This is a genomic window from Chryseomicrobium aureum, from assembly GCF_043182735.1.
Taxonomy (GTDB): domain Bacteria; phylum Bacillota; class Bacilli; order Bacillales_A; family Planococcaceae; genus Chryseomicrobium; species Chryseomicrobium aureum.
In genome coordinates this window covers 2,418,764-2,442,135 of record NZ_CP171117.1, presented here as the reverse complement: position 1 = coordinate 2,442,135, position 23,372 = coordinate 2,418,764, and the positions used below count along the sequence as shown (strand labels likewise).

Annotated in this window: 33 protein-coding genes; 17 read left to right on the top strand and 16 right to left on the bottom strand. The window is 40.4% G+C overall.

The window, feature by feature from the left end; all coding sequences use genetic code 11:
• Positions 1 to 22 precede the first annotated feature (22 nt).
• On the top strand, positions 23 to 157 hold the full coding sequence (locus ACF3OH_RS12805) for a hypothetical protein (protein ID WP_392454999.1): 135 nt from the start codon (positions 23 to 25) through the stop codon (positions 155 to 157).
• A gap of 270 nt (positions 158 to 427) precedes the next feature.
• On the opposite strand, the gene ACF3OH_RS12800 is transcribed toward ACF3OH_RS12805, so the two are convergent.
• Genes ACF3OH_RS12800 through ACF3OH_RS12790 form a run of 3 tightly spaced genes read right to left on the bottom strand, consistent with a single transcriptional unit; the run spans position 428 to position 1,616 of the window.
• Positions 428 to 901, bottom strand: coding sequence for a DinB family protein (locus ACF3OH_RS12800; protein WP_392454998.1), 474 nt, complete (start codon positions 899 to 901; stop codon positions 428 to 430).
• Complete coding sequence (locus ACF3OH_RS12795) at positions 882 to 1,115, bottom strand: helix-turn-helix domain-containing protein (protein WP_392454997.1); 234 nt, start codon at positions 1,113 to 1,115, stop codon at positions 882 to 884. Before ACF3OH_RS12795 ends, ACF3OH_RS12800 begins: the two co-directional genes overlap by 20 nt.
• A 9-nt stretch (positions 1,116 to 1,124) precedes the next feature.
• Positions 1,125 to 1,616 carry a DUF2975 domain-containing protein gene (locus ACF3OH_RS12790; protein ID WP_392454995.1) on the bottom strand — a complete coding sequence of 164 codons (492 nt, stop codon included), beginning with the start codon at positions 1,614 to 1,616 and terminating at the stop codon, positions 1,125 to 1,127.
• Positions 1,617 to 1,788: 172 nt separating this feature from the next.
• Here ACF3OH_RS12790 and ACF3OH_RS12785 point away from each other — a divergent pair, with 172 nt between their 5' ends.
• The gene (locus tag ACF3OH_RS12785; protein ID WP_392454994.1) at positions 1,789 to 2,736 is read left to right on the top strand and encodes a sensor domain-containing diguanylate cyclase; all 948 of its coding nucleotides are present in this window, start codon (positions 1,789 to 1,791) and stop codon (positions 2,734 to 2,736) included.
• A 32-nt stretch (positions 2,737 to 2,768) separates the two neighbouring features.
• Here ACF3OH_RS12785 and ACF3OH_RS12780 read toward each other — a convergent pair whose 3' ends face one another.
• Complete coding sequence (locus tag ACF3OH_RS12780) at positions 2,769 to 4,337, bottom strand: diguanylate cyclase (protein ID WP_392454993.1); 1,569 nt, start codon at positions 4,335 to 4,337, stop codon at positions 2,769 to 2,771.
• 218 nt (positions 4,338 to 4,555) lie between these two features.
• Here ACF3OH_RS12780 and ACF3OH_RS12775 point away from each other — a divergent pair, with 218 nt between their 5' ends.
• From ACF3OH_RS12775 to ACF3OH_RS12760, 4 genes are all read left to right on the top strand, one after another.
• Positions 4,556 to 4,864: a hypothetical protein gene (locus ACF3OH_RS12775; RefSeq protein WP_392454991.1), complete on the top strand. Its 309-nt coding sequence runs from the start codon at positions 4,556 to 4,558 to the stop codon at positions 4,862 to 4,864.
• Positions 4,865 to 5,085: 221 nt separating this feature from the next.
• Positions 5,086 to 5,841, top strand: coding sequence for a GTP cyclohydrolase II (locus ACF3OH_RS12770; protein WP_392454990.1), 756 nt, complete (start codon positions 5,086 to 5,088; stop codon positions 5,839 to 5,841).
• Positions 5,834 to 6,928, top strand: coding sequence for a bifunctional diaminohydroxyphosphoribosylaminopyrimidine deaminase/5-amino-6-(5-phosphoribosylamino)uracil reductase RibD (gene ribD, locus ACF3OH_RS12765; protein WP_392454989.1), 1,095 nt, complete (start codon positions 5,834 to 5,836; stop codon positions 6,926 to 6,928). The genes ACF3OH_RS12770 and ribD overlap by 8 nt, the downstream gene beginning before the upstream one ends.
• 12 nt (positions 6,929 to 6,940) lie before the next feature.
• The gene (locus ACF3OH_RS12760) at positions 6,941 to 7,516 is read left to right on the top strand and encodes an HAD family acid phosphatase (protein ID WP_392454987.1); all 576 of its coding nucleotides are present in this window, start codon (positions 6,941 to 6,943) and stop codon (positions 7,514 to 7,516) included.
• Between the two features lie 54 nt (positions 7,517 to 7,570).
• Here ACF3OH_RS12760 and ACF3OH_RS12755 read toward each other — a convergent pair whose 3' ends face one another.
• Complete coding sequence (locus ACF3OH_RS12755) at positions 7,571 to 8,128, bottom strand: GNAT family N-acetyltransferase (RefSeq protein WP_392454985.1); 558 nt, start codon at positions 8,126 to 8,128, stop codon at positions 7,571 to 7,573.
• A gap of 292 nt (positions 8,129 to 8,420) precedes the next feature.
• Here ACF3OH_RS12755 and ACF3OH_RS12750 point away from each other — a divergent pair, with 292 nt between their 5' ends.
• A complete protein-coding gene (locus ACF3OH_RS12750; protein ID WP_392454984.1) occupies positions 8,421 to 8,633 on the top strand; it encodes a helix-turn-helix transcriptional regulator in 213 nt (70 codons plus the stop codon).
• On the top strand, positions 8,630 to 9,013 hold the full coding sequence (locus ACF3OH_RS12745) for a hypothetical protein (RefSeq protein WP_392454982.1): 384 nt from the start codon (positions 8,630 to 8,632) through the stop codon (positions 9,011 to 9,013). The genes ACF3OH_RS12750 and ACF3OH_RS12745 overlap by 4 nt, the downstream gene beginning before the upstream one ends.
• 892 nt (positions 9,014 to 9,905) lie before the next feature.
• Here ACF3OH_RS12745 and ACF3OH_RS12740 read toward each other — a convergent pair.
• From ACF3OH_RS12740 to ACF3OH_RS12730, 3 genes are read right to left on the bottom strand one after another with little or no spacing between them, the layout of a single operon-like run.
• Positions 9,906 to 10,361 carry a cell division protein gene (locus ACF3OH_RS12740; RefSeq protein ID WP_392454981.1) on the bottom strand — a complete coding sequence of 152 codons (456 nt, stop codon included), beginning with the start codon at positions 10,359 to 10,361 and terminating at the stop codon, positions 9,906 to 9,908.
• 53 nt (positions 10,362 to 10,414) lie between these two features.
• Entirely contained in the window at positions 10,415 to 10,687 is a 273-nt protein-coding gene (locus tag ACF3OH_RS12735) for a hypothetical protein (RefSeq protein ID WP_392454980.1), read from the bottom strand.
• Positions 10,684 to 11,091 (bottom strand): hypothetical protein, encoded by a 408-nt coding sequence (locus ACF3OH_RS12730; protein WP_392454979.1) that lies wholly within the window; start codon positions 11,089 to 11,091, stop codon positions 10,684 to 10,686. Before ACF3OH_RS12730 ends, ACF3OH_RS12735 begins: the two co-directional genes overlap by 4 nt.
• Before the next feature lie 112 nt (positions 11,092 to 11,203).
• Between ACF3OH_RS12730 and ACF3OH_RS12725 the strand changes: the two genes are divergently transcribed.
• The 3 genes from ACF3OH_RS12725 (at position 11,204) to ACF3OH_RS12715 (ending at position 12,156) form a co-directional block, all read left to right on the top strand.
• The gene (locus ACF3OH_RS12725) at positions 11,204 to 11,389 is read left to right on the top strand and encodes a hypothetical protein (RefSeq protein WP_392454978.1); all 186 of its coding nucleotides are present in this window, start codon (positions 11,204 to 11,206) and stop codon (positions 11,387 to 11,389) included.
• Between the two features lie 76 nt (positions 11,390 to 11,465).
• Complete coding sequence (locus ACF3OH_RS12720) at positions 11,466 to 11,876, top strand: nucleoside 2-deoxyribosyltransferase (protein ID WP_392454976.1); 411 nt, start codon at positions 11,466 to 11,468, stop codon at positions 11,874 to 11,876.
• The gene (locus ACF3OH_RS12715; protein ID WP_392454974.1) at positions 11,851 to 12,156 is read left to right on the top strand and encodes a hypothetical protein; all 306 of its coding nucleotides are present in this window, start codon (positions 11,851 to 11,853) and stop codon (positions 12,154 to 12,156) included. The genes ACF3OH_RS12720 and ACF3OH_RS12715 overlap by 26 nt, the downstream gene beginning before the upstream one ends.
• 52 nt (positions 12,157 to 12,208) lie before the next feature.
• Here ACF3OH_RS12715 and ACF3OH_RS12710 read toward each other — a convergent pair whose 3' ends face one another.
• The 4 genes from ACF3OH_RS12710 to ACF3OH_RS12695 all read right to left on the bottom strand — a co-directional run bounded on the left by ACF3OH_RS12710 (position 12,209) and on the right by ACF3OH_RS12695 (position 14,361).
• A complete protein-coding gene (locus tag ACF3OH_RS12710; RefSeq protein WP_392454973.1) occupies positions 12,209 to 12,394 on the bottom strand; it encodes a hypothetical protein in 186 nt (61 codons plus the stop codon).
• Positions 12,395 to 13,110: 716 nt separating this feature from the next.
• On the bottom strand, positions 13,111 to 13,485 hold the full coding sequence (locus ACF3OH_RS12705; protein ID WP_392454972.1) for a hypothetical protein: 375 nt from the start codon (positions 13,483 to 13,485) through the stop codon (positions 13,111 to 13,113).
• 22 nt (positions 13,486 to 13,507) lie between these two features.
• Positions 13,508 to 14,041 (bottom strand): GrpB family protein, encoded by a 534-nt coding sequence (locus tag ACF3OH_RS12700; RefSeq protein ID WP_392454971.1) that lies wholly within the window; start codon positions 14,039 to 14,041, stop codon positions 13,508 to 13,510.
• A 20-nt stretch (positions 14,042 to 14,061) separates the two neighbouring features.
• The gene (locus ACF3OH_RS12695; RefSeq protein ID WP_392454970.1) at positions 14,062 to 14,361 is read right to left on the bottom strand and encodes a hypothetical protein; all 300 of its coding nucleotides are present in this window, start codon (positions 14,359 to 14,361) and stop codon (positions 14,062 to 14,064) included.
• A 196-nt stretch (positions 14,362 to 14,557) separates the two neighbouring features.
• Here ACF3OH_RS12695 and ACF3OH_RS12690 point away from each other — a divergent pair, with 196 nt between their 5' ends.
• The gene (locus ACF3OH_RS12690) at positions 14,558 to 15,346 is read left to right on the top strand and encodes a BglII/BstYI family type II restriction endonuclease (RefSeq protein ID WP_392454969.1); all 789 of its coding nucleotides are present in this window, start codon (positions 14,558 to 14,560) and stop codon (positions 15,344 to 15,346) included.
• 16 nt (positions 15,347 to 15,362) lie between these two features.
• Here the strand turns inward: ACF3OH_RS12690 and ACF3OH_RS12685 are convergent, their stop codons facing one another.
• From ACF3OH_RS12685 to dcm, 3 genes are all read right to left on the bottom strand, one after another.
• Positions 15,363 to 16,733 (bottom strand): Sau3AI family type II restriction endonuclease, encoded by a 1,371-nt coding sequence (locus ACF3OH_RS12685; RefSeq protein WP_392454968.1) that lies wholly within the window; start codon positions 16,731 to 16,733, stop codon positions 15,363 to 15,365.
• A gap of 49 nt (positions 16,734 to 16,782) precedes the next feature.
• Positions 16,783 to 17,481, bottom strand: coding sequence for a BglII/BstYI family type II restriction endonuclease (locus tag ACF3OH_RS12680; protein ID WP_392454967.1), 699 nt, complete (start codon positions 17,479 to 17,481; stop codon positions 16,783 to 16,785).
• A gap of 73 nt (positions 17,482 to 17,554) precedes the next feature.
• Positions 17,555 to 18,841: a DNA (cytosine-5-)-methyltransferase gene (gene dcm, locus ACF3OH_RS12675; protein ID WP_392454965.1), complete on the bottom strand. Its 1,287-nt coding sequence runs from the start codon at positions 18,839 to 18,841 to the stop codon at positions 17,555 to 17,557.
• 128 nt (positions 18,842 to 18,969) lie between these two features.
• Between dcm and ACF3OH_RS12670 the strand changes: the two genes are divergently transcribed.
• From ACF3OH_RS12670 to ACF3OH_RS12650, 5 genes are all read left to right on the top strand, one after another.
• Entirely contained in the window at positions 18,970 to 19,416 is a 447-nt protein-coding gene (locus ACF3OH_RS12670) for a very short patch repair endonuclease (RefSeq protein WP_392454964.1), read from the top strand.
• Between the two features lie 146 nt (positions 19,417 to 19,562).
• Positions 19,563 to 21,995 carry a transcriptional repressor LexA gene (gene lexA / locus ACF3OH_RS12665; protein WP_392454962.1) on the top strand — a complete coding sequence of 811 codons (2,433 nt, stop codon included), beginning with the start codon at positions 19,563 to 19,565 and terminating at the stop codon, positions 21,993 to 21,995.
• Positions 21,996 to 22,054: 59 nt separating this feature from the next.
• Positions 22,055 to 22,462, top strand: coding sequence for a DUF3139 domain-containing protein (locus ACF3OH_RS12660; RefSeq protein WP_392454961.1), 408 nt, complete (start codon positions 22,055 to 22,057; stop codon positions 22,460 to 22,462).
• A 70-nt stretch (positions 22,463 to 22,532) separates the two neighbouring features.
• On the top strand, positions 22,533 to 22,772 hold the full coding sequence (locus ACF3OH_RS12655; protein ID WP_392454960.1) for a hypothetical protein: 240 nt from the start codon (positions 22,533 to 22,535) through the stop codon (positions 22,770 to 22,772).
• Complete coding sequence (locus tag ACF3OH_RS12650) at positions 22,772 to 22,990, top strand: hypothetical protein (protein WP_392454959.1); 219 nt, start codon at positions 22,772 to 22,774, stop codon at positions 22,988 to 22,990. The genes ACF3OH_RS12655 and ACF3OH_RS12650 overlap by 1 nt, the downstream gene beginning before the upstream one ends.
• 35 nt (positions 22,991 to 23,025) lie before the next feature.
• On the opposite strand, the gene ACF3OH_RS12645 is transcribed toward ACF3OH_RS12650, so the two are convergent.
• Positions 23,026 to 23,217, bottom strand: coding sequence for a hypothetical protein (locus ACF3OH_RS12645; RefSeq protein WP_392454957.1), 192 nt, complete (start codon positions 23,215 to 23,217; stop codon positions 23,026 to 23,028).
• Positions 23,218 to 23,372: the final 155 nt, after the last annotated feature.

Below are 23,372 nucleotides of genomic sequence, written 5' to 3'. Positions count from 1 at the left end.
GAATTCTAAAGAGTAGAGTGCCATGAGCGAAATCGCTCATGGTTTTTTGTTCGTTGGGCAGTTCATGGTACTTAATGGTCAACTTTTACTGTTTAGTGATGCACTTTTCCAAAATGGTGATGTACTTTCGGGATTTACTGCTGGGAGAGGTGCTTAGTCCTGAACTGCCGCCATAAAATAGCCACGAACAGCAGCTGAGTCTACTAGTTCTGGTTTTACCTCACACCATACATCAGTGTATACTTATATCAGATACTGAAGAGTGGGGGTTGACCTATGGATAAACAACCTGAAAATCGACCAAATCGCAGTGGACAGATACTGGGCGGCATCGTGCTCGCTGTACTATTCCTGATTATGAGCTTTGCGATGTATAATTCGTTATTCAACTAACCAAAAAAAGTGACATTCCAGACAAATCGGAATGTCACTTTTCTATATTTAAAAACTCCACGTCCCGTGGTAACAAGTCACAGTTAACGGGTGCGAGCCCAAGCTCACGAGACCAAACAGATAGCTGACCGATATGGTGTACTTCATGTGTTGCGATGTGCATCATCACCTTGATATGAGAAAACTGCCGTCCACGCAAATCCAGAACCGCATCATTTAAGACAGTCTCTTTTTCAAACCATTGGAGCGTCCGTTCACGTGTCATCGCCTCAAAAGCACGAATATCAGCTAGCGTTCGGATCTTCTCGATGGGTTGGATGTTCACATCTATACCAAGAAGCTGGCTGACCCAGATATGTTCGCAATACACGACATGATACAAATTATGAAGGATGGATTTCATACCACCAAAACGTGGTTTCACAAGTTCCTCATACGGTAACTCTTCACACCACTTCATCCAATCCGCACGCACTTGCCAATTGTAATCAAACAACGGTCGAATCATTTTCTTCCTCCTCTGGTACATACTCCAAAATATCACCCGGCTGACAATCCAGTGCCTTGCAAATGGCTTCTAGTGTCGAGAAGCGTACGGCTTTTGCTTTCCCGTTCTTCAAGACAGACAGATTTGCCATGGTGATGCCGACCTTTTCCGTGAGTTGTGTCACACTCATCTTACGTTTTGCTAACTGGACATCAATATGAATTTGAATGGGCATGTTCTCACCTCAGATCGTCAATTCGTTTTCAGTTTTATACGTAATCGCTTCTTGCAGCAGCGCTTCTAAAACAGCTGCAAATACTGAAACGACTAGTGAAGCTCCAACAATTACCATTCCGATTAGAACTAAACCAGGTGCGTCGTCCCACTGCGCAACAACAAAAATGAGAGGTAACGCAAGCGTATACAAGAAACTAATCCATAGACCGGAACGTTTAATCTTTTTTAAGGCTCCGACAGATGCGGCTGAAAAGGCGCCATTGGTTTCAATTAAACGTAATAATTTATAAGCTTGAAATAATGCGATGTAATAAGGAATAGCAGAAAGTAGAGCAGCTGTTACTAATCCTAACAGAATGAAAGGCAAAATGTTCTCCCCGTTCATATGAGTAAAGGCTTCCATAGCTAATAAGGGCAGAGCATACAGACATAGGCCGGCGACAGGTAACGCGATCACTACCAGCGCAAGTTTTAACAAAACAGTGGTACCTTTTTTCACAAAGCTTGCTCCTCTCCAACAATGATTTGAGTTAAGAATACTCTATAATTTATCGTTTATCAATAAATTTATATTTAAAATCGATTTTAAATCATCATTTCAGAGTTTGGAGAAAATAGGGTATACTAGACTGTAACTAGAGAAAAGAAAGAGTAGAAGAGGGGGGACACTCGTGACAACTACACAAGAATTCCAAATGTACCGGAATTTTGATGAGCTGGCAACAGATGTTTTAGATCTTGCGAAGGAGATCTTGCCTAACAAACTCATCTATTTGTCCTCTCTTACAGATGTTCAACAAGTCGTTTTAAAAGTTTCTGATGAACATTCAGAAATTCTCGTCTCTGAAGGTACTGTTGTGCCACTCCCGAAGTCTGTATGCAACCGAATCGACTTTTCTAAAAATGAACCTCTAATTTATGAAGATGTGGAGCGAGATGCGGATTCCGTGACTGTCAAACGACTCCTGAAAGGTGCGAATATTCACTCTTATATGGGGTTGCCCATCACGCATATGAACGGAGATAAGTTTGGGACGCTTTGTGTGGCAGACAGCAAGGCAAGTGCATACGACGAGCATAGTATCGAATTGCTCCAACGAATTGTGAAGATGTTTTCCTACTACCTTGAATTAGAGCGATGTGCCTATCGTGATCCGTTAACAGACCTTTACAATCGCCGTTATTTATCTAAGCGTTTTGAAGATACCGCGAAACAAGGTGGGAGTTTATTCTATCTAGATTTAGACGGCTTTAAAAAGGTGAACGATACGTTTGGCCATGACGCAGGGGACGAAGTGTTAAAAGAAGTTGCAAAACGCTTGATAGAAGCCACTCGTGGAAATAAAGAAAGTTGTGCAGTACGTCTAGGTGGGGACGAATTTATTGTTCACTTTGCGTATCCGAGTACGGAAGAAGAGGTATCTCACTGCGCAACACAATTAGTAAAAGCGATGGAGAAATGGGAAGAAGGCTACAGAATCTCTGCAAGTATTGGCGTTGTACTATTTGAAGCTGATGAAGAGATAGACTTTGATGCAGTTGTAAAAAAGGCAGATCATGCATTGTATACGGCTAAACTTTCTGGTAAAAATACATTTTTTATCTATAAAGACTTTTAAAACCTATGTCCGGTGTGGACATAGGTTTTTTGTTAGGAAAACTCTTTTGTGCCATTTATGAAGGAAACACATTCAATGCGATTTCGTCCGTTTGCTTTGGCTTTATAGAGTTGTGTATCTACATCACTAAAAAACGTTTCAAGGTCGCATTGCGTACAATCGAAATACCCGACACCAATAGATACGGTAATCGTTTGTGGAGCAGGAAAACTAGTGTGTTCGACCTCTTGTCTGAATCTCTCTGCAAATGCTACTACTTCGTCTTCAGTCGTGCTTTGTATGACAAATGCAAATTCTTCTCCGCCCAAACGTACAGGCAGACTGGCCGCTGGCATAGAGGATTTCATCAGCTCTCCGAGTTTGATTAGGACTTGGTCTCCAACTAAATGCCCGTACGAGTCATTGATGGATTTGAAATGGTCGATATCAAGGATGACTAAGCCAAACGGTTCTTGGTTTTCGTGAATAAGTTCAAGCATGTGTGCATATTGACGTCTGTTTAAAAGACCTGTCAGCGGGTCGGTAATCGCTAAAGATTCTAATTCTCCTAACAGCTGTTGTTGATTTTGTGCAAAGGAAAGGATCATCTGTTTGAGTGCGGCAGATTCTCGATAAGGTGAAGGGATAGTTTGCGTCTCTTGAATGACTTCATGAATCGGCTTAGAATAATCGACCTGTGACAAGCGATTTAAAGGTCTCGTGATGAACAGGATGAGCCCTAGTAAAACTAAGAAAGCCGCAAGAATAAACGGTAGACTAATCACGATTGCTCTTTTTGTAGAGAGTTCTGCAGGCGCTAAAGCAATTTCTTCAGGTGTCATAGAAATAATACCCCAATCACTTTCTTCTACTTTGTCATATCCCGCATAAAACACGGCACCTGTTCGATCTTCAATAATACTTTTTCCTGCATGATCTTGAGCTAAATCGCTGGTTGCTTGATTTTCAAAAACTTTCGAGCCTATCCATTCCTTCCGTGGGTGATAAATATAGTGTCCTTCGTTATCATAAACAGTTGCTAAAGTGGAATCATCTCCATAAGTTTGTTCCAGTAGACGAGTTAAGAAGTTCTGTTCTTCTAACCAAACGAGTCCGTTCAGCATTCCGTAATACTCTCCGTCTTGATAGAGCGCTGTAGAGATGATGAGCATGAGTTTGCTATTCGTACCTATGTAAGGGTTGGAAATGAAATCTTGCTTAACCTCAATCCCACGTTTCACGCCTTCTGTATTGATATAGATACCCACAAGCCCTATATCGGGATAGTTGGCGCGGCCGGTCCCATTGTCATTGATGATGGTAACGGAATTAAAGTTAAAGTTTGACTCTTGGATAGTTTTGAGAATAGACGTTAACTCTTCTGGGTCGTCCCAGTTCTCCAGAACATTTGCGTGGTTTGCTTGTAAACTCTCACGCATCAAGATAAAGGTATCATTTGTTAAAGTACTCAATTTTTGTGCATTGGAGTAGTTCAGTTCAAGGGTAGATTCAGTAAGAGTCTGTCTGTTTACATAGTATTCTGTAGCAAATACAACAGCTAGTGTGACAAATAAGCTGACTGTTGTGACGAGTATAATCAAAAATTTTAATGGGAGTTTCATAAGAGTTCACTCATTTCAGGATAGTTTCCTTAGTAGGTAAAGTATACCAACTATTGTAGGGGGAAACTATCTCAAATTAAGAGGAATTTCGTCCTAGAAAGTAGAGTTGTTTGCTATGGTTTATTTTGTAAATTAAAGCTAGTATTTTCTGAATCGTTTGATATAGTTAGAAATAAATGGCTATTTTCTATGTGGGATTCCTGTTTGAGGTGATGTTGATGAAACGATTAGGTGTTATAAGTGGCATTTTATTTATAGTGGCAGGGTGCAGTGGCAACTTTCCTTCAGAGATTGAAGGAGAAATCTTTAAAGTGGAAGAGGATTCCATCCATATTGCAATTTATGGGGATGATCCAGAAGCGGAGTATCCGGTCTATGAAGTAATCATCGATGACGCCACGATTATTGAAAAGGTAGGGGCCAACTCAGCATCTGCAGAATCGTTAGAAATTGGTGATAGGGTAGTTGCGGAGATTCGTGATCGGGAAAAACAGATAGCTTCGAAGATTGTAGTAGAGGAGGAGTGAGGCGACTTACATGATGGCTTTCGATATTCAATAAGAGTCTGCAAATCACTATTGGATTTGCAGTTTTTTCTATTTGTATAAAGTTTATGTAAAATCTATCGGCTGTCGAAGCCCGCCACTACTTGAAAGTTCCCGAGTTCTTTTACTCACGGATTTTTATCCTCCGTGATAGAATGATGAAAACTCATTCAAAATTCAGAACTTGAGCAGGAGTGGACATCATGATACAAGAAAAATTAGACTCAAAAGTGGTTGCAGCATTACAAGATAAAATTCAATTGATTCATAAAGAGGATGGGGCGATTTACTTAGTCGGCCCGATTCGTCTTCCTGTGAACCTTTACGGGGAAACTATTGTGTTCCAGTGGTATAGCTGGTTGAACTGTGACGAAGTGACAAGTGATGTGAATCGCATCATTGAGAAACTCTCTTCATCAAATTTAGCTGAACTGCAACAATCCAGTGTACTGGCCTATGGAGACTTCGCGAATGGAGAAGATGCCATCATTCGTATGCATTCGATTTGTCACACAGGAGATATCTTCGGGAGCAAACGATGCGACTGTGGCTATCAATTGAAAGAATCGATGAAAATGATTGTGGACCATGGAACGGGGGCTTTATTCTATTTAGCCAATCATGAAGGCCGTGGAATTGGTCTGTTCAGTAAAGCGATGGCGTATATCCTCCAAGAAAATGGCTACGATACGGTAGATGCCAATGAAAGCCTTGGTTTTGTGGACGATTCGCGTGACTATAGCGATGCCATTCATGTACTGAAGGCACTTCGCTCAAAACCGATCAAACTGATGACAAATAACCCGAAAAAATTACAGGCTCTGCAAGACGCAGGCTTAGAATTATCTGGCCGCCAACAGTTATGGGGCGATTTGTCCGAGTTCAATGAGGTCTACCTGCAGACAAAAGTAAAACGCTCAGGTCATATACAACAAGAAGGGACACCTGTTCATGACTGATCATATATTTTATATGGAACTGGCACTTAAAAATGCACAGGCCATGAAAGGACAGACCGATCCGAACCCGTTAGTGGGCGCTGTCATTGTCAATGACAACCGAATTGTGGGAGTAGGTGCTCATTTAAAAGCAGGGGAACCCCATGCTGAGATTCATGCACTTCGCATGGCTGGGGAACATGCAAAAGGTGGCACAATCTACGTTACCCTTGAGCCATGTTCGCATCATGGGAGAACCGGCCCTTGTGCGGAAGGTATCGTCGCCGCTGGACTCAAACGAGTGGTGATTGCCACGTTAGACCCAAATCCTATCGTGGCAGGAAATGGTGTGAAAATCTTAGAGCAAGCAGGGATTGAAGTCATCACCGGCGTCTGTGAAGAGCAGTCTCAGCAAATGAATGAAGTGTTCAATAAATTTATCACACACAAGACCCCGTTCATTACTATGAAATCAGGGATTACGCTAGACGGTAAAATTGCTACGCATACATCTGATAGCAAATGGATTACTTCAGAAGAATCCAGAAGAGATGCCCATCACTTGCGAAATGAACACCGGGCCATTATGGTCGGCGTGAATACTGTGTTAAAAGATGATCCCGAGCTAACCACTCGAATTCCGAATGGGCGAAATCCAATCCGAGTACTTATAGATTCCCACCTGAACGTTCCGTTAACGGCTAAAGTAGTTGTCGATCAACAAGCGGAAACGTGGGTATTCACAAGTCAGAATGCAGATTCTGAGAAAGAAGCACAACTGAGGTCTCGAGGCGTTCAAGTGTTTCGGACGGATAGCTCGGACCATGTCAATGTACAACAAGTCGTTGCTATTTTAGGCGAGCGCCTGGTCTCATCCGTGCTAATTGAAGGAGGAGGGACAATCAACGCGTCTTTCCTTGAGCATCAACTGATTGATAAAGTGGTTTTATACATGGCGCCGAAACTGATTGGTGGAAAAGATGCACCTACGTTTTTAGAAGGTACAGGCTTTGCCAAAATGAACCAAGCCATTGAATTGTCCGCCACTCAAATCGAAAAAACAGGCAAAGACTTTAAAATAAGCGGTTATCCCGTCTATCTTACGTAAAGGAGTTACATCATGAAATTTGGTTTCGATATTGACGATACATTGATTGATTTGCGCAAGCATGCGTTTGACATCTACAATCAAAAACTAGGAAAGAACGTGCCGCTCGACCAGTTCACGAAGCTAGAGCGCGTTGAAATCCATGAGTTGTTTGACATGACGGACGAACAAGGCGGCGAGATGTGGAAATCGTCTTTAGAAGACATTTACTACACGACTTGCCCCGTTTACCCAAATGCTTTAGAAACATTGGTAGAGCTTGAGCAACAAGGCCATGAGATTTATTACATTACAGCAAGACCAAAGGAACATGGGGAGCGAACAAAAGAGTGGATGAAAGAACAAGGATTCCCGGTTCAAGATGAGCGTTTCTTCTATGGTATGAAAGACGATGAAAAAGTACAAATCATTAAACGCTTAGGTCTGGATTATTATTTTGATGATAAACCGGATGTGGTAAATACGTTGGTGAAAGAAGAGAATCTCAAAGTCATCCTTAAAGATCAGTCCTATAACCGACATTTGACGTTCACGCGTCTTGTCGACTGGACAGAGATTCAGGAGATTTTAGAAGCGAAGCAGGCATAAATACAAATACTGCGTCGAGGCCCTTTGGATTCATTCCAGGGGGCTTTTTTAATGTTAAATGAGGACTCTATTTTTCAGAAGTCCCTCTTCCCATTCTTCCCTCAACAGTCCCATTCGAATGGAGTCGTAGTATTCGCCATTATAGAACCGGCACTTTCTAAGTCTTGCTTCCATCTGCATGCCAAGTTTTTCTCCTACTTTGACCATCCTATGATTTCCCGACCAGGTGGTAAAACCTACTCTTACCAGTGGCAAGGTTGTAAAGAGATGATGGATCCATAAAGTAAGCGCTCTCGTTCCAAACCCGCCACTCCAATAATTCGGGTCGTAAATACCTATCCCCATTTCAAGCCAGTTGGAAGGTTTGTGCTCCCAGTAGTAACCCACTGTTCCGATAATGATGCCGTCGACTTCAATCAGCCAGAAATCATCTTGATTAACAATGGTTTCTTTGTTTAGTATGTAGTCCTCAAACGATTTCGCCTTATGTTCATAGTAAGGCGCATCCCACTTTTTCCACTCGGGTGATTCTTCTTTAAAAGTTAATTCCCACAATCGTTTTAAGTCGTCTTCTTCAATTTTTCGTATCACTAGTTCATTATCTTTATACATTCAATTCCTCTTTTCCTTTAGTCAAACAAAACGCTTCACCCAGCGAATGATTGATATGATGACTATTACAATAACGAACATAAGAATGATTGGCAAAAAGCCGATTATAGTTTCCATCTCTCTATCTCTCCCTTACTCTCTAAAATTTCATGTACATTACTAGTACTATTCGCCAGTAACTGTAAAAGTCCTTTAATTTAACATGTAAACATATCTTTACTTTTAATGGGGAGTGTATTACACTTTACGTAAAGATATATTTACATTTTTGTTCGGAAGGTAGGGAAAAGACATGCCGGTTCGAAACAATATCCAGCAGATTCGCAAAGAAAGAGGCATTAAGCAAATCACGATGGCTGAAGATCTGCAGGTGACGCGGCAGACATTCACAGCCATTGAAAAAAACAAATACAATCCGAGTCTTGAGCTCGCACTCAAAATCTTGAAGTATTTTGATTTACCGATGGAAGACGTGTTCATTTTAGAAGAGGAGGAACGAAAATGAAAAAGTTTAAGAAGTGGTATCTAACACTCGCAACATTTGGTGGCTTTCTTGGAGTCGTGATTGGAACGTTCATCTTCAATGACGGGGATATCTCTGCAATTCTTGGAGCAGCAACAGGCTTGCTCATTATCTTCTTGATCAACCTGGTCTATGTGAAATCAAAAAAAGACAATACGCCAGAGATAGATGAACGTACGCGCAACAATATGCGGATATATTATGCGGTCGTCGGTAACGTCTTTATGGGCGTGTTGTTTTTAGCGCTGACAGCACTTAGTTACGCAGGAGAGTCAGCTGTATCCCTTAGTTATCTCTGGGTGTTTGTAATTGCCTATATGCTCATCAGTGGCATTGGAGCACTGGTTGTAAGCAAACGTTAATAGTACGCCTCTATAGCTCTAGAAGGGAAGAGCGCCGGAAAACAATGTAGAACCGGGTCGCAAGGTAAGGGTTTCAGAAGCACCGAAAAGCAAATTAGCTGAGATGGGTGAAAGTCCTGTCGGTGAAAGTCCGTAGGGAAGCGTGTTCCCCCTAGCCTATGCTTACGAAAGGAGTGCGGGTTCGAATCCCGCTGGAGGCATCTTTATTCTTTTCCGAAAAGGTACCTGTCCCGAAAACAATTCGGACAATCAAGACTATTCATTGGATATGCAAAAAGAACCCGCATTCCTGCGTTGGAAAGCGGATAAACATAAATAGTGTTGAAGTTGTGTGGGGTCCAGGTACCTTTTGGGAGTCGTTTCCATCTCTAGTTTCTGCACGTACCAGGCATCTTTAATCTTCTTACGCCAGAACGGAATCTTTTTCTAGATTGGATGCGTGCATTCGAACTTATTATGCGGAGGGGCAAGGTGGGCGATAGCCCACCGCAGCCCCGTTCCTCATTCCGGGGACAGACAGCGACACCATTCTGGATTTGGGGCAGACACCATTGGAGGCGAAGCCGAACAATTGTGACTGTATCAAAGCCGCAATAGAATTGTGGCGATGCCTGTCCCCACTAACAATGACTTTTAAAAATCCAAGCTACTGGAGGATTCACTATGAAAAATACCACGCTGAGAGCCATCTGGATTCTCCCAAATATCTTTCTATACCTACTGTTCATTGGAGTGACCACTTTTGTCGTCGTTAATGCGGATGGCTTACGAGAAATCAATCGCATGGGTATCTGGGTTGTGTATCTGATGCTATTACTAGCAGTAGCGACCTTCGGTAGTTTTCGAATTCGGTCGTGGATCAAGGAAGGGAAGATATAAAAGAACTATATATTCATATACTTTCTTCTGCAATCTTCTTTAACCCTTCAGCACGATTCACTATAAATTCACGCATATATCTTTCCAAAAGCAACTTATCAACTAGAATTCCTACTATCCCTAACGGTGATTTATAACTAAAGGTATCTTTCATAATGGTACCAGTGCCGCTTTCTACAAATTCATGTGTATGAGTAAATGAGTGAAATGCGCCTTTGACCATCACATCTACGAATTGATAAGGCCTCTCCATCTGAGTGATTTTAGCCGTCAACTTTTGTCGTACTCCGAGGTGAGTGGCTTCCCAAGTAACTGTCTGTCCTTTTTCAATGAGGCCGCTTGTAACTCCAGCTACTGCTCGTTCATTGGTTTTGCCAGTCGTTTGTATATGTACATCGATGTTTCGAGCAAGGTCAAAACAAACTGTAATTGGTGCATGAATAAAAATTTCGTGATGAATTATAGGCATTTTAACTCACTCTTTCTAGTCAATTCTTTTAATAGCCTAGGATTTCATAGGTCTCAAATCTCTTCTCCAAATAAATACGTTAAAAAAGCAAGAAATAGTCCGCCAAGGATCAATGGTGACAAAGCGACGTATTTCATGAATCCGGGCTCTTTCTTCATGAACGCATAGACAGCCAAACTCATCCCGATGAGATAGATGAAAAACCCAATTGGGATCCAAAGCATCGGATGTGGTCCTAAATAGTCGATGTTAAATGGCGGAAAAATCATATAGGCAATGAAGAGACCGAGGATGCTGATAATGAAAGATGAGATGCTTAGTTTCATTGATTTTCCTCCTCAGAAGATAGTGGATAAGATGCTAACTCCAAATGGCCAGTGATATCTCCAGAGCAGTCTTTCAACAGAAATGAAATACTCTCCTCAAAACCTTGTTGTTCAGCAGACAGACAAGTGAATTTTTCAATCGTTCGCCAGCCTACATATGTACCCACATCAATTTCAGATCCATTGAATCGCAATTTCGTGACGATTTCTTCGCCTTCTTCCCCATAACGTACATAGTCTACCTGATCAGAGATACCAGCTTCTATATTTTTAATGAATGCCCCAAAATACTCGTCATTTTCAAAGTTACCACCTTGGTGCTCGATTACATCCGGAATATTCTTAAACTGGCAGCCTGCTAAAAGTATCAACAGAAGCATTCCAAGCAAACTTAATTTTTTCATGCAGCACTTCCTTAAACTAGTTTGTGATAAAGTTATTCATAATGCTATATTCGTTAACAACTATGGGAAATCCTTCAATGTTATTCAGATGAATGAAAATGAGGTGAAGTGAGTGGGAGCAGAGATTTTCGGAACAATTATTCTATGGATTTTAGGACTTTTAGTTTTACATTTTGTGATTTATACAGCTGTGAGGGATGGTATAAATAAATCTGTTATAGGCCAGTACATTAATGAGAAGACTGGGAATAAAGTAGATGCAAAAACTTTTATAAATAAAGATCTGGACAATGACTAATAACTTTGAATACTGGACTTCATTTGAAACAAATTTTGTTAACTATATATTTAGAAAATAAAAAGGAGCAGATTCCATGAAATTTTACATAGCATCTAGTTTTAAGAACATAGAAGAAGTCAGGAATCTCTCGAATGAGTTAAAGCTGAGGGGTCACATACATTCCTATGATTGGACTCAGAATGAGCGTGCTAATTCTATAGAGAAGTTAGCCACTATCGGGGAACTTGAGAAAGCAGCAGTAATTGAATCAGATTTCGTTGTTATCCTGCTACCTGGCGGGAAAGGCACCCATATCGAATTAGGAATTGCAATTGGATTGGGCAAGAGGGTGTATCTTTATTCTCCGACGGATGAAATTTATGATTATGATAAAACGAGTACTTTTTATCACATTCAAGGGGTGGAGAAGTTCGTTGGAACGGACGATGCGTTTGTTCAGTATTTAGTGGAGGTATGCAATGAAGAAAGTATGGATCTTACTTAGTCTATTACTAGCTACACTTATATTATCTGCCTATATGTACAAAGAACACAAAGAAAATGAATTAATGATTTTTCATTATGCAGCGCTTGAAACGCTAAAAGTTCATGGTGAAACAGAACCACTAATGCACGGTGGAACTCTTTACAATTTTGGTCAGGCAAGGTATATCGTGCTTGTGTTAAGTAATCAGGGAAATGAATATACTTATGAAGTTCAAATCTCAAAAGATAGATCTTTAGTAGAGATTGTAGATGTTACAGAAAATTTCACATCAAAATAGAATAATTGCTATAAATGCCTTGAGTGACAACAAACCTTCTATCAAGGCATTTTTATTTATTCTTCGTTTTTGACTTGTTTTCTTGAAGAGCTAAAAAGTTCACTATACATGCAAATAAAGCATAGAGGGTAACGAATCCAGCAGATACTTTTAACGAGACAAGTTCACGTGTGAAAATCTGTGATGTCATAAAGAGTGTGAGAATTATTAGTATAGCTAAACGAACCTTCTCACCCATCTTGCTTCACTCCTTTAATGATTCAAATACTACTTCTAACACCCCTAAGTTTCGCTGGAAATCCTGAAGGCTATGATAAAGCAGGAATGCAACGAGTCCAACTGCAGCAACCAGTAGAACCATATGATAAGGCCGAATTGCTTTTGGTTTTCGCCACGCAAAAATACCGATTAAGCTCAGCAAAATAACTAAATAAAATATCGAAAAGGTACCTGTCCCAAAAACAATTCGGACAATCAAGACTATTCATCGGATATGCAAAAATAACCCGCATTCCTGCGTTGGAAAGCGGATAAACATAAATAATGTTGAAGTTGTGTGGGGTCCAGGTACCTTTTGGGAGTCGTTTCCATCTCTAGTTTCTGCACGTACCAGGCATCTTTAATCTGTCTTACACAAGAACAGGTTCTTTTTCTAGATTAGAGGAGTGCAGTCGTATTAATGATGCGGAGGGGCAAGGTGGACGACAGCCCGCCGCAGCCCCGTTCCTCATTCCGGGGACAGACAGCGACACCATTCTGGATTTGAGGCAGACACCATTGGAGGCAAAGCCGAACAATTGTGGCTGTATCAAAGCCGCGATAGAATTGTGGCGATGCCTGTCCCCTGCAAACGATTCACTTCAAAACACTTAAGTTCAAAATCACAACACATCCCTAAGAAAGTACAGCAGTAAACACGCAAAGTACCGCACAAGCACCACGCTATTGAAACTTTTATTCTGTAAGAGGGATGCGAGGACTTTCGTCTTGGTATCTGGACTCTGCTATTGAATCAATTTGCATTGTATCGCATGCCTCGTTGCTGCAGGAGAATACATACTTTTGTTCGTCAGCATGGACATTTATCGCAAAATAATAAGGGAACACGCCGCCTTTGTTTCTGTCCATAGTGGCTTCGATAGCTACTATAGGCTCTTCAATAGTTTTATAGTCTTCGCTTTCGACTGTTCTTTGGATCAGTTCACTTAAAATGATTTTTTCTTCTGAAGAAGGCGTAGCCCACTGGTCGACCAGTATCCATCTTCCGAAAACAAACAAATTTGTAGCTACACTTAAAACTACCAAAATCACAAGTAGCTTCCTCTTCAACTGCTTTTCCCCCTAACAGTAGTTAAACAAGATCCCGCTTTACAAAGATCTCTTTCACAAACGCCTCTTTAAACTCCGTATATTCTTGAATGCCAGAAGAAGATGACTCTAAATAATCTAGCTTTATAGCCAAATACTGCTGTCGAGCTTCTTCATTAGAATCTAAATAATCCCGGAAGAAAAGCAAATTTCGCCAGATTTCACCGTCGAAGTCGACAAGATGAATATAATGCGTCTTCACGGCATACGTGTCATCCGCAAACTTCGCGAGCACAATCTCATTCGGACGTTCCACACGCAAGCGCAGGAAACCTGCAGACTGCAGCGCCTTGAAAAACTCACGATCAACTGATTCAATAGAGTCGACCCCGACCACCATATCTAAAATAGGTTTAGCGGCCATTCCATTTATTGCTGTGCTTCCAACATGTTCAATCTGGTGGGGCAGAAGAGATGTGGCTTGCAGAAGTTGTTCTTTCACACGTGCGAATTCCTCTTGCCACTCTGTTGTATACTCTACCAATCGTACTTCATTATTCTCCAAGCCTAGTTTCATTCAGTTCACTCCTAAACGATTTACTCAATAGTTGTTTGGTTGTGCTTTATTTCTTTTACATAGTTGTGGACATCTCTAATCAACGCAACAACTAGAATTAGAACTACAACACTTACAATCACTAGCTGGACAGGAAAGTTCGTCTGCATATAGCTAAATTGTGTAGCTATAAAGTAACCGAGAACTCCAAGTAATCCAAGCGTAGTCAAAACAGAAATCAAATTTCGTTTTGACTTGAAGAAAAATGAACTAACCAGTTTTAGAAAAAGCACTGCGGCTATAGACCAGAGAAATGTAACGGCTGCATTTGCGAAATCCATAGTTATCATCCTTTGCGAATTTTTACCATCTTATTACTACTATACGTTATTTTGGGTGGTAGGTTTCAAGAAAATCGTATTCCATTAAAAGGAGTTGTGTGTGTTTTATCGAATATAGAAAGAGCTATGGCTATTTTAATATGTGGAAATCAATAATGTGATTACTTTCAAATTGGTGGAGAAGGATGGGGTAGTAATGAATGATATTCAATGGACAGAAGAATTAGCAGAAGAGTGGGGAAATAGAACAACAGGTAGATTATATATTAGAGATCAAGAGCACTTTAGACAAAGTGAATTTTTCTTAAATCAATACAGTGAATTGAAGACCGAAATAGAATCAATACTAAATGGTGAAATTACTGACCAAAAGTTTAGTATGACCTATGCACAAAGAAAGGAAGGTCTTAAGTATCTTCCTAGATTAAAGTCTACTCCATTGAATAAAGGGATTAGACAAAGGTTTCATCAATCTAACTTAGATTTTAAATATGAGGTCACTTACAAAGAGGGTATCTTTTATGATTCTAAAAAAAACCAAGGTTTTGATTTTGCTCTTTGGGATCAAGAATATAATTTTATGAATTTTAGAAATTTGTGTTTTGGTAGGAGAGCACTTTCTTATGGGAAGGATCACTGGAATAAAGAGATACGAAAAAATTCTGGATGGGAAGAGATGAATGAAAAATTAGGAGCAGATAAGCTTCAAAAAGGTGTAGACGTTGACCATAGAAAGAGACAGCCTACCATCTTGGGTGAAATTCAATTTGGGAACTGGGGCTTAGTGTATAGGGATATATTAAAAGTCGTCCAGGTTGAGAGAGATGAAGATGTGGACTTACTCATTTACATAACTGCTACAGGAAATCTAGATAAACGAATTAGCACAGCTACTGTAAACTTTAGTAAGACTAAAATGCTTTTTGAGGAATTTAAAAATGTTTTATCTATGCCTATTTGGTTGATTGGAATCGATATAGAATAAGACTTAGCTTCCACGGCTAAGCCTCATTAATAACCTTTACTACATATTGTTTATCAAACCAAAAACAATGCTTCGTCAACATCTCACCAGTAACAGGCAAACTGATTTTATCTTTTCCGTCACGTGCTTTCGTGCGAAGATGAAACTTGCCGTTGGTTCCTGCACCGGGGAGATTAGTAGATGTCCCACGTTTTTTCTCTGTAAGGATCACGCCTTCTTGTAAGATTCCTTTTACGTGATCATAAAACTCGCGTAAGTCTTGGATATCTTGATAAGGCATATTCCAAAGCTTTACTCCTTTAAAATAAAGTTCACGATTCGGATTTTCTTTGTCGGTCTCTTTATATTCAAATACAACAAACAACAGCTTTGTCTCTGAAAAATAGTCAAAGAGCTCCGATTCATCGAATGGTGTGTCTAGCCATTCGTGAAAATCTACATTCTTAAAAGACATATGCTCTTTAGGCAATCCGACTGGTTCCAGGCGAACTGTTTTGAACTGAATATTGGCCTTCGCAAATTCTTCGATATCGTTTAGTGACGTTCCTTTGATACCTAATAGGGAACTGATGAAGTCGGGTAAGAATGCTTTGGTGTTTGTGTTGACTCGTATATTCTTTTCTCTAGAGAGTTGTGATAATGATTTACCGACGAATGGAGCAAAGCGCTCAGTGATGACTTCTTCTAATGTCTTTTCTTTCAATTCTTGTTGTGAAGAAATACGGACTAAATCTTTTTCAGAAAGAAGTTTTCGAGTGAGTGCTGTCATGTAACTGTTTTTTAAACTGAATGCGCGCTGCATAGCAGGCACGTCTGAGAATGGCTGGGACCGAACAGAACTACTATTTGTTCCTTTTGAAGCAGCACCTAAATAGTTCGTATCACCTTCTGAAAGTTCATGGGCTTTACCCGCACGAATCTTGCTAATGATATATTCCCAGTCCTGCCTGATAACTTCTAAATCTTCGTCAGAATAGGAATGGAGGTGCGTCTTCAAGATGCTCCAATCTCGCTGCATCTTTTCTTTTTCCCATAAATAGAAGAAGAGGAGCAGCTTTTGGTTTTTGCTCCAGAAGCTTGAAGTCTCAAACTCTTTCTTAACTTCTTCGTTATAATTGATGATATTCAAAACGAGACGCTCTTTCGCCGAGAGTGTCTTATTTTTATTTCTCTTTACTCCGGTCACTTTAAGCTCGATGTTGAGCTCTTTGAAGTCTGCCTCTGGTCGTGAATTTACTGCATAGCCAAAGTAACTCTCTTCAATAATCTGTCCAAGGTTTCCCTTAGTTACTTTGTCTAGCCTGCCCATCAAGTCGATATCTGCAAACTTCTTTCCTTCCGCCTTGACCGCATAGTCTACTAATTCTTCTTCTGTAGTGAATTCCATGAATGACTCCTTGTAACATAGAATGTAAACCTTAATATATGTATATTACTTAAATTTTATCCAAATCCTCATCCTTTATTGTCATTTCTTCCACATCGTCCTCAAACAAGTCAGATGCAATAGCCTCTTCGCTAAATTGAACGATTCTACCCATTTGCTTTCGAACATCATTGTAATAACGCTCAATTTTAAAGTTAGAGGGAGATTTTAAACCTATTAATAATATAGGGGTTGTTAATTGGTTATTAAGTGGTATTAAATGATGTTTATATTTTTCAAACGTTCCGATTGCAGAATCAAAATTACCCGCAATTTGTAGTTCTTTAGTAGCGCAAATGATTACTCCTATTTTAGTTTGAATGTTCTTCTCTACATGATTCAACTCACTAGCTAGTACAGGTTTTAATAAGTTCCATGCAATTGTACCAGCGTGATTAAATGCTACCTCAATTGATATGTTATCTTTTGCGAAATCTAATCTCCAAACATTATCTGAGTATTCTCTATCTTGGAAGATCGAACTTTCACTAACCCATCCTTTTTCGACAAAGGCTTCTTTAAATAGATGATTGAGAGTTTTTGAGAGACTTTTTGTCGTACCTTCATGTTTTTCCTTGAAACACTCAACAATTTTTTCTTCACTAATTCCTTCAATCACATTTTTAATATCTGTCCAAGTTTCTTGAAATTCTGGTTCACCATCTAAAATGGATTCCGCATAACGATGTGAGAACAATTCGTATTCCATTTAATCACCCCTAAATATTTATTTACCATGCTCTTACAATTTACCATAAAAAAGAAGCTGACGTGGGTCAGCTTCAGATAGAAAGGTTCAATTGAACTTCTTTTTTTGCATTTGTTTTCTCGATTTCTTCAATACGCTCGCCCATTTTCTTAATGAGCCCTACCACTAACGCATTCCCCATGCAGAAGTAACGCATACGGTTAGGCATACCTTCTGTCCAGTGATCTTCGAATCCATTAAGGCGCTCACACTCAAGAGGTGTAAGGAATCGCTTTCGCCCATTCACTTCTACTACATGTGTGCTTCTGTTTGTTGTACCTTCGCTTGTCAGCATAGTACGACCTGGCTTGTTTAGTTCGTCAGTAGGGGACATGCCGCCTTCTGAAAACGTGTAGCTGTGACCATCTGCGGAAGTACGTTCAATCTTTTTAGGTCCTCGTAGATATGCAAACTTCTCAGCTTGAGTTTCAGACAAGTAGAATTCTTCAGGTACTGTTTCTTCATCTTGAAGAATCTCTCCAAGAGTCACTGGCTTCATCTCGATTGGTTGCGTATGAATCGTAGTGACTTCACCATCTTGCATAATTCCAGAAGTTTGGAAGTTGTATGAGAAAAGGTCTGAAATATCTACGACGTCTTCAGGTAATCTTGTAGAACTCACACGCTCTTTATAAGGTTCCTCTTTAACAGGGAAGGTCTTTGCAAAATAACCTTCTTTATAGATGAGGTCTTGTTGCGAGTGTTTACGCTGGCTGTCATCAAAAGCAATGTCATTTTTATAGGCAAAGATGAAAACACGTCTTCTACGTTGTGCAAAGCCATAATCTGCAGCATTAACGACACGCCATTCCACAGAATAATTTAAATCTCTAAATGTTGCCAACATGACGGCGAAGTCGCGTCCGCGTTGTTTAGATGGAGATTTTAATAAGCGGTCTACATTCTCAAGTAGCACATATTTAGGCTGTGTCTGGTCGAGGATACGTGCTATTTCCCAAAAAAGCACTCCTTTTTTACCTTGTAACCCAGCTTCACCACTTAGTGAACGAGCTACTGAATAGTCTTGGCAAGGGAAGCCCCCGACCAACAAATCGGGCTTTAAATCTATGAATGTTTCATTAGTAACTTTCGTAATGTCCTCGTTGGATGCAATTCCTTCTTGGAAACGAGCATTATAACAGTTAAAGGCATGCTGTTCTTTACGGGATGGTTCCCACTGATTGGCCCAAACAGTTTTAAACAAATCTTTATTTGCCTGTTCTAAGCCAAGTCGAAAACCTCCGACGCCCGCAAAGAGCTCAATAACGTTCAATTGATTCTTTTGCAAAATGGGAACACCCTTTCGTAGTTTTGACTTCATTATACATGAAGTTCGTAAAAAGATCAAGATCGAATCGTACTATTTTATCATATAAATCTGCCATGTTTCTATTTCTGTCACAAGGGAATTTTAGTAAGAATATGAAGTTCATTATGGAGGTGGAAGAGATGGCAAGGAATGTTCCAAAAGCTTCAAGTGAAGCAGCGCGCAAAACAATGCAAGGGAATAGTGGGAAAGACACATCGATTGAGTTGAAGGTGCGTAAACGCCTATGGGCAGATGGATACAGATTTCGTAAAAATAATCGCCAACTACTCGGAACGCCTGACATCTCTTTCCCGAAACTAAAGATAGTAGTATTCCTTGATTCATGCTACTGGCATGGTTGCCCGATACATTTTAAAAAACCTAAGACTAACTCAAAGTTCTGGAGTCAGAAAATCAAGAGGAACCGTGAGCGGGATGAAGAATATAGTCGCCACTACATTGAGGAAGGTTGGACCCTTTTGAGGTTTTGGGAGCATGAAGTTCGTGATGAGTTTGAAAGGGTTATTCAGACCATTGAATATTATGTGAAAAGTAGTGAGCAATCTAGGTTTGAGAAGTTCAATTAAACTAACTTAGTTTTAATTAATTCAAGTTTCGTGGAGCAATATTTGATTTAGGTGACACATTATACAGATAATTCCTATATTCCCTTGCCATTCCTCCCAAACATTCATAAAATTAAGGAAACTCAATGGATGAACGGAGAGAACTTATGAAATTAAATGTCGAACAACGGAGAATTGTCGAGCTCGAGCCAACGGGACAAATGTTAGTCAAGGGCGTTGCGGGGTCTGGAAAGACGACAGTGGCTATTCGCCGTATCAACTTTCTAAAGACAAACTATTGTCATGAAGCAGATGATCAGATTTTGTTGGTCACGTATAACAAAACACTACTAAACTATATCAAGTTCCAATATGAACGACTTGCAGATGCTGAAGAAGAGGACTTCCAACAGTTCTTCGCATCAAATGCGAACGTGGAAATTTCAACAATTGATGCGCTGATGTTTAAAGCTTTTGTAGATTACAATCGCCGAACGCGAAAGAGACTGCAAATTGCAGACAAGCAGATGGAGCGTCAACTGCTCATTGATGCTATTCATGAAGTGAAGAAATCGTATCCGAATGTAAAAGTGCTATCGCCTAAAAACAGTGCGTTTCTTCTGGATGAAGTGTTGTGGATGGAGTCGTGTCTCATTGAAGATATCGAAGCGTATCAAAATGTAGACCGAATTGGACGCGCTTCCGGTGATAGTTCCACACCGCAAAAACTACTTAAAAATTCAGAGTTGCGAGAAGCTATTTTTGAACTCTGGCGCGTGTTCACGGACAAAATGGAGAAGAAAGGATTTGTTACGTTCAAACGTATGAATGTACTTGCGCTTCGCCAAGTCCACGAAGTAAATTCTAAACGCTATACACATGTCATTATCGACGAAAGCCAAGATTTGACACGCGTACAACTTGAATTTTTAAAAGCGCTCTATAAAGAGAAACCTTATTCCTCGCTACTCTTTGTCGCAGATAACACCCAAAGTATTTATGCCCATTCATGGCTTGGAAAAGGTAGACCGTATACAACAATTGGCTACGATATGAGTGGAAGGGCACGAGCGTTAAGTAAGAATTACCGGACGACGACAGAAATTTCTACTGCTGCATTTGATTTGATTGAAGCGGACGAGACGATTCGTTCGAATGTGGATTTTGTGAAGCCAGCATTGATTGATCGCCATGGACATCCACCGATTTATCGATTTTTCACGACACCGCAAAAACAACTCGCATTCTTAGTAGAGGAAATTCAAATGTTACGAAATGATTATGACCTGCGCGAAATTTGTCTAGTTGCGCGGAGTAACCGTTTGTTAGAGAGTTTAGCAACTGGGCTAGAAGCAGCAGGTATACCAACAGAAGTTCTCCAAAACAGCGAGCCGAACTTTGAATCGGATAAGGTCAAACTTGTCACGATGCATTCCATCAAAGGGTTGGAGTTCAAAGTCATTTTCCTCGTCGACTTGAATCAAGGTGTCATTCCAAATGATCGGTATACAGATGTGGAAGATCAAAAAACGGTCGATTCCGACGAGCGAAAGCTTCTTTATGTTGGTATGACGCGAGCAAATGAGCTTTTATATATGTCATCTGTTAAGAAGCCATCGAAGTTTATTAAAGAAATTGAGCGGAAGCATTTACGTATGAAGAAAGACTGTGCACTGCGACCATTTGAATCTATTAGTATGAGTCATTATCAGTTTACAGATCAATTGAGTGATCTCCATTCACGAGAAGAAGTCGTGCGTCAGTGGATGTTACGCGAGCTTCATGAAACCTACGGATATCCGTATGAACTGTTGGAGCTGGAATATCCCGTTCAGAAGTTTTCACAACGTGGCTATTGTGATATCGCAGTGACGATATACTCCGGGGAAGAAGCAATGCCTTTGCTCTTTATCGAAGTGAAACAGTTCGGAGCTGGAATTGAAGAAGGTCTAAAGCAATTGAAAAGCTATTTAGAAGCAAATACTACTGTACGTTACGGATTGGTGACGGACGGATTAGAGATTAAAATCATCGATCGAAACGGAGAAGAGGTACAAGACATTCCAAGGTGTCGTCCGCAGTTCTTGCCTGAGACGAAGAATACTAAACGCTACTTGAACTTAAAGAATGGCCGTACGTATTCGTATGCAACTGCTCTTGATGATGAGGAGCAAATCGAGATACGAGAAGAACATTCGGAAGTTTATTTGCAAGTGCATGAAAAAGCGACTGTTCCGATGATTGGCAATGTGGCAGCGGGCATTCCCACACTCGCAATTGAAGAGTATGATGCACGCGTTGTTGTTCCGAAAGACTGGGTGTTTTCAGTGAAGGAATCATTTGCTTTGACCGTTACAGGCGATAGTATGATAGGTGCAGAAATTCATAAAGGTGATACCGTCATCGTCCATCAGCAGACATCTGCGCAGCCGAACGACATTATCATTGCAGTGATTGATGATGAGGCCACGATGAAAAAATATATGCCAATGGGCAACGATGTGTTACTGATGGCTGAAAACCCAAACTATGAGCCAATTCTCATGCGTAGTGAGGATGTCCGCATCAATGGAAAAGTGATTGGTGTGTTGAAGAAATAGAGAAACCTTCCTCTCTCTCCCAACGTTATTGTGAATATACAAAAAAGGGGATTGAGGAGATGAGTGGGAAGAAACTCACATTTAGATTCTTACTTGTACTAGGTGGATTCATCGCAATGGCTTTTGGATTGCTCTACTTACTGAATAACGGGAATCCTTATGAGAACTATTGGGTAGATCGAGAAGTTCCTGAACATTTTGAGCAGATGGGATTTGAAGAAGAGGATTTTGTCTATTCAACACGCGTCATTCCAAAACATCATGTAAACAATGAGTATTACCAACCACAATTTATCGTCCTGTTTAAAGATGAACCTACGATTGAATACCGGTACGGTGTGAAAAAGTGGGGAAAGGATGTCGTGCAGTTTTGTGAAAAAGGTGTATTGGAAGAGCCGAACGTATATGTAGACGAAACGACTGAAAAGACACTGCACAGTGAAGATCAGTGCGACACAATGAATTGAAAAGAGCCAGTTTATCTGAAACTTTTTGTGAAGAACATCGTAGAACTACATAACAAAGGAGTGACTGGCAATGAAATCAAAACTATCCCATATCCTCGCACCTGCCGTCGTTGCGATTGTCGTATCAATTGCGCTCTATAATCTAGGAAATGCACTCGAAATCTCATGGCTGCGTTTTTACTATGAACAGTCAGTTTCAACAGCTGGTGGCTTTGAACTAGAAACCGGTGGCTCGATGATTCCACTTTTGATCGGAATCGCATCTGGTTTTGTGGTAGAGCGACTACTTAAAAAGCGAGCGATGAATTGATGGCGAAATGTACGAATTGCGGACAGAAGTGGACGGCGCGCGAGATTTGGAAGCTTGGCTGGTCGAAAGAAGGGAAACGCTGTAGCAACTGTGGAGAGAAACAATACCTTTCTGAAGAGACACAGGGCCTATTGACGCTCGGGTATATCAGTTTGGCACTTTTGATTATCGTACCGTTTAAAATTAAACTCAGTAAGAAACCTTATTTAAAACTCTAAAACGCAAAGTGACCATGGAATCCCATGGTCCTTTTTTATAAATTAAACAAAGTAGAGACAGTGTCGGCGCTATCTGGTGTGAACATATAAAGTGAGATTCCAATTAAAATCGTGCCAGCCATCAAGACAGAAATTTTGCGGAACGGTGTTTTTTTAGAAGATTGCATGATTCCGTATAGTAATAAACCAATTCCGATGAGTAGGCCAAGCATGTACCAAAAGCCCATGGTCATCAACTCCTTCAATAGACAAAACGTTGTCTGTCAGAAGAAGGTTCCACCACTTAATCAAAAATGATACGAACGAGTTGTGCAATTGCACGAGGTAGTGCGAGAACGATGTCGACGAGATTGACCCAAAGAGATTTCGATTGATCTTTGCG

What these genes read in the sequence shown, in the direction of transcription:
- ACF3OH_RS12805 (WP_392454999.1), top strand. Translation starts at nt 23, where the DNA reads ATGAGCGAAATCGCTCATGGTTTTTTGTTCGTTGGGCAGTTCATGGTA.
- ACF3OH_RS12800 (WP_392454998.1), bottom strand. Translation starts at nt 901, where the DNA reads ATGATTCGACCGTTGTTTGATTACAATTGGCAAGTGCGTGCGGATTGG.
- ACF3OH_RS12795 (WP_392454997.1), bottom strand. Translation starts at nt 1,115, where the DNA reads ATGCCCATTCAAATTCATATTGATGTCCAGTTAGCAAAACGTAAGATG.
- ACF3OH_RS12780 (WP_392454993.1), bottom strand. Translation starts at nt 4,337, where the DNA reads ATGAAACTCCCATTAAAATTTTTGATTATACTCGTCACAACAGTCAGC.
- ACF3OH_RS12775 (WP_392454991.1), top strand. Translation starts at nt 4,556, where the DNA reads ATGAAACGATTAGGTGTTATAAGTGGCATTTTATTTATAGTGGCAGGG.
- ACF3OH_RS12770 (WP_392454990.1), top strand. Translation starts at nt 5,086, where the DNA reads ATGATACAAGAAAAATTAGACTCAAAAGTGGTTGCAGCATTACAAGAT.
- ribD (WP_392454989.1), top strand. Translation starts at nt 5,834, where the DNA reads ATGACTGATCATATATTTTATATGGAACTGGCACTTAAAAATGCACAG.
- ACF3OH_RS12760 (WP_392454987.1), top strand. Translation starts at nt 6,941, where the DNA reads ATGAAATTTGGTTTCGATATTGACGATACATTGATTGATTTGCGCAAG.
- ACF3OH_RS12755 (WP_392454985.1), bottom strand. Translation starts at nt 8,128, where the DNA reads ATGTATAAAGATAATGAACTAGTGATACGAAAAATTGAAGAAGACGAC.
- ACF3OH_RS12750 (WP_392454984.1), top strand. Translation starts at nt 8,421, where the DNA reads ATGCCGGTTCGAAACAATATCCAGCAGATTCGCAAAGAAAGAGGCATT.
- ACF3OH_RS12745 (WP_392454982.1), top strand. Translation starts at nt 8,630, where the DNA reads ATGAAAAAGTTTAAGAAGTGGTATCTAACACTCGCAACATTTGGTGGC.
- ACF3OH_RS12740 (WP_392454981.1), bottom strand. Translation starts at nt 10,361, where the DNA reads ATGCCTATAATTCATCACGAAATTTTTATTCATGCACCAATTACAGTT.
- ACF3OH_RS12735 (WP_392454980.1), bottom strand. Translation starts at nt 10,687, where the DNA reads ATGAAACTAAGCATCTCATCTTTCATTATCAGCATCCTCGGTCTCTTC.
- ACF3OH_RS12730 (WP_392454979.1), bottom strand. Translation starts at nt 11,091, where the DNA reads ATGAAAAAATTAAGTTTGCTTGGAATGCTTCTGTTGATACTTTTAGCA.
- ACF3OH_RS12720 (WP_392454976.1), top strand. Translation starts at nt 11,466, where the DNA reads ATGAAATTTTACATAGCATCTAGTTTTAAGAACATAGAAGAAGTCAGG.
- ACF3OH_RS12715 (WP_392454974.1), top strand. Translation starts at nt 11,851, where the DNA reads ATGAAGAAAGTATGGATCTTACTTAGTCTATTACTAGCTACACTTATA.
- ACF3OH_RS12710 (WP_392454973.1), bottom strand. Translation starts at nt 12,394, where the DNA reads ATGGGTGAGAAGGTTCGTTTAGCTATACTAATAATTCTCACACTCTTT.
- ACF3OH_RS12700 (WP_392454971.1), bottom strand. Translation starts at nt 14,041, where the DNA reads ATGAAACTAGGCTTGGAGAATAATGAAGTACGATTGGTAGAGTATACA.
- ACF3OH_RS12695 (WP_392454970.1), bottom strand. Translation starts at nt 14,361, where the DNA reads ATGGATTTCGCAAATGCAGCCGTTACATTTCTCTGGTCTATAGCCGCA.
- ACF3OH_RS12690 (WP_392454969.1), top strand. Translation starts at nt 14,558, where the DNA reads ATGAATGATATTCAATGGACAGAAGAATTAGCAGAAGAGTGGGGAAAT.
- ACF3OH_RS12685 (WP_392454968.1), bottom strand. Translation starts at nt 16,733, where the DNA reads ATGGAATTCACTACAGAAGAAGAATTAGTAGACTATGCGGTCAAGGCG.
- ACF3OH_RS12680 (WP_392454967.1), bottom strand. Translation starts at nt 17,481, where the DNA reads ATGGAATACGAATTGTTCTCACATCGTTATGCGGAATCCATTTTAGAT.
- dcm (WP_392454965.1), bottom strand. Translation starts at nt 18,841, where the DNA reads ATGAAGTCAAAACTACGAAAGGGTGTTCCCATTTTGCAAAAGAATCAA.
- ACF3OH_RS12670 (WP_392454964.1), top strand. Translation starts at nt 18,970, where the DNA reads ATGGCAAGGAATGTTCCAAAAGCTTCAAGTGAAGCAGCGCGCAAAACA.
- lexA (WP_392454962.1), top strand. Translation starts at nt 19,563, where the DNA reads ATGAAATTAAATGTCGAACAACGGAGAATTGTCGAGCTCGAGCCAACG.
- ACF3OH_RS12660 (WP_392454961.1), top strand. Translation starts at nt 22,055, where the DNA reads ATGAGTGGGAAGAAACTCACATTTAGATTCTTACTTGTACTAGGTGGA.
- ACF3OH_RS12655 (WP_392454960.1), top strand. Translation starts at nt 22,533, where the DNA reads ATGAAATCAAAACTATCCCATATCCTCGCACCTGCCGTCGTTGCGATT.
- ACF3OH_RS12650 (WP_392454959.1), top strand. Translation starts at nt 22,772, where the DNA reads ATGGCGAAATGTACGAATTGCGGACAGAAGTGGACGGCGCGCGAGATT.
- ACF3OH_RS12645 (WP_392454957.1), bottom strand. Translation starts at nt 23,217, where the DNA reads ATGGGCTTTTGGTACATGCTTGGCCTACTCATCGGAATTGGTTTATTA.